Below are 2,378 nucleotides of genomic sequence, written 5' to 3' on the forward strand. Positions count from 1 at the left end.
TTCCTGTACCCTTCCTGTACCCATTGGCATCACCCCGTATCGCCGCGTTTACCATGAGGACGGAGTACGAGACTTGAAGCGTATTGAGGGCGAGTTGATCTATTCCCCACAAGAAGGACTGACACTGCCAGCAGTAAAAATTATGGAACTAGCATGGATATGAATATGCCAGAAGAACCACGTTATAGTTCTACGCCCACCGTCGCGCTTGAAGCGAACAAGCCCACTGGTGAACAACCGATGGAACTGTTTATTACTGATGAACACACCGAGAATTACTTGGCGTTGCAATCAGGAGGTGATTCGGATCGAGGGTTATGGACGGGTGTATTAGGCGGAATTGGTGGCTGCGCATCGATAGGACTTACCCTAATGCTGATGATGCAAGGTGTCTTTGATTACATGATGTTTGGTATGGGTTTTATTTTGTTTCTGGTGCCCTTCCTTTGGGAGATCTTGCGCCCGTTACCTCTACCCATCCTTTTTAACCGTCGCACCCGCGAAGTGTACTTTGATCACGACGGCGAACTGTTTCACACTCCGTGGGAAGGCATCTCTGCCATAGCTAATGAATTTCAACTAGTCGGTCCCCACATCGGTGGCATGCAAAGCGCATCGTTGGAAATTCGCATGTACAGCTTCGAAAAACCGGAAACGGCTTTGATGGTCAGCCTAGGTGCCCCCTTCGGTAAAACACTGGCAATGCAAAAAGGCTTTTGGGAGTACATCCGCTCATATATGAACAATGGCCCCTGGTTCGACGAGCACGGTAATCACAGTGAGTCGGATGCATTTGTACAAAGTCAGTTATCCGTGCGGCCTAGAATGAGCGACAGCTTCAAGAAAACACTGGAACGGATAAAACACGCAAAGCAAGAAAGTGGAGGCAAGAATTTTTTACGTGGCATTGATGTACTGGGTTTGGTGCTCGATCTTTGCTTCTATCCCACCTGTCGCATTCAGGAGTTCACCTACGGCCTTGCCAAACGCCGCTCCCGCAACCTGTGGCCAAAAGTTGTAACCGAACGCTTAAAAGTCAACGGTCCTACCACAAGGCTTGTTGATCTTGAATGGAGATAGAAAGTCAGTGCCTGAATACCGGCCGCTGGTAGCTGTGCTAAGGCAACACGATTTTTTCTAAACTATAACGTCGCTTTACGCCATAGGCGCACAAGGATAGGTAATGAAAGCTATTTGGAATGCAAAAGTTGGTCTTGGGATTATGTCTTGGGCTGTCATGAGCTACGCCGCGACTACGGCGATGTTCGCACTTATATTTTTTCCCGTTATTCCACTGGGACGCTATGTATCGGGTTGGCCATTCGGGATATCAGTTTTACTAAGCATAATATTTTTTGTTATCTGTAATTTCGCAAAGCGCGACCACAAAGTCAGCATCTCGATTGTACCTGAWGGGCTTAGTTTTCTTGATGAAGCCGCTGGTTATGAGCGTCAAGACCTAATCCGCTACGAAGATATCCAGTCAATTCGAGTTCGGCAAAATCCATTTTTCAAGTCGCTTATCATTAATCTGAAAGAAATCAGCGGTTTTCATTGAGTAACGTACTTTTGCCTGACGATTTTCTTGCGGATATGCACACTCGAATTGATGTTCAGAGCTAAGGTTGGCACCTGCTGCGGCGTGATGATGTGTCGGTGCTTTCGAGGGCGGCGTTTGCTTAATAGCTGTAGGAACGATCTGAAATTGTGCGCCGGGGTTTTCAGTGGCACAAGCATCAGCCTATAGTTCCGCCGTCGCTGCCAACCTGGTGACCGATCTTAGCCGGTCGAAACAAAGATGAAACCTCTCGAAATTATCTGGAATTTTGACCCATGGCTAAGTACCACCCGCTCCAAGGCAACTTCAGCGTCGGCCCGACGCTATACATCGACACAGGAAGCCCGCGCCTCCGATCTTCTTGAAACCGCCGTTCACCGAATCAAAGCCGGCCGGAATCTGCTCAACAGCGTCACCTGCCTGTGTGTCAAAGACGCCGAAGGTCACGATCTGGAGCATTTCGCTAATGCTGCACATATATTGATTCAGGATGGCTGTGACGCCTTGGACGCCTTGGGTTGGAGGCTGGACAAAGCCGCACGCTGAAGACCAGAAAGCCGCGAGATGATCGCGGCTTTTTTGTACGTGCGCCAGGCATGGCGCGTTGCGCGCAAGCGCAACCAGCTTGGCTGTGGTGGCCTCGCTGGTGACTTGGRGGTGAAAGTCCTCTACACACCCGGCAAGGGGAAGTGTTAGCCAGAGGCAAGGGTGTCGCGGGTGACCGCGAATCTGAAGGAAGCCGCTGGCCTGACGAACAGCAAGCGGATAGAGGCGGGATAGAGGCGGCGCAGCGGGGTAAAGGGGCGTGTTTCCCTAAAGC

At 50.3% G+C, this 2,378-nt stretch carries 2 protein-coding genes and 1 pseudogene; all 3 read left to right on the plus strand.

From position 1 onward, the window contains the following. The first annotated feature begins 153 nt into the window (after positions 1 to 153). Positions 154 to 1,080, plus strand: coding sequence for a hypothetical protein (locus tag AC1DRJ_RS24655; protein WP_477804462.1), 927 nt, complete (start codon positions 154 to 156; stop codon positions 1,078 to 1,080). Between the two features lie 103 nt (positions 1,081 to 1,183). Beyond that, positions 1,184 to 1,558, plus strand: coding sequence for a hypothetical protein (locus tag AC1DRJ_RS24660; RefSeq protein ID WP_477804463.1), 375 nt, complete (start codon positions 1,184 to 1,186; stop codon positions 1,556 to 1,558). 275 nt (positions 1,559 to 1,833) lie between these two features. Next, a pseudogene (locus tag AC1DRJ_RS24665) lies at positions 1,834 to 2,104 on the plus strand (hypothetical protein). Positions 2,105 to 2,378: the final 274 nt, after the last annotated feature.

It is taken from the genome of Pseudomonas sp. P5_B2 (assembly GCF_056400445.1).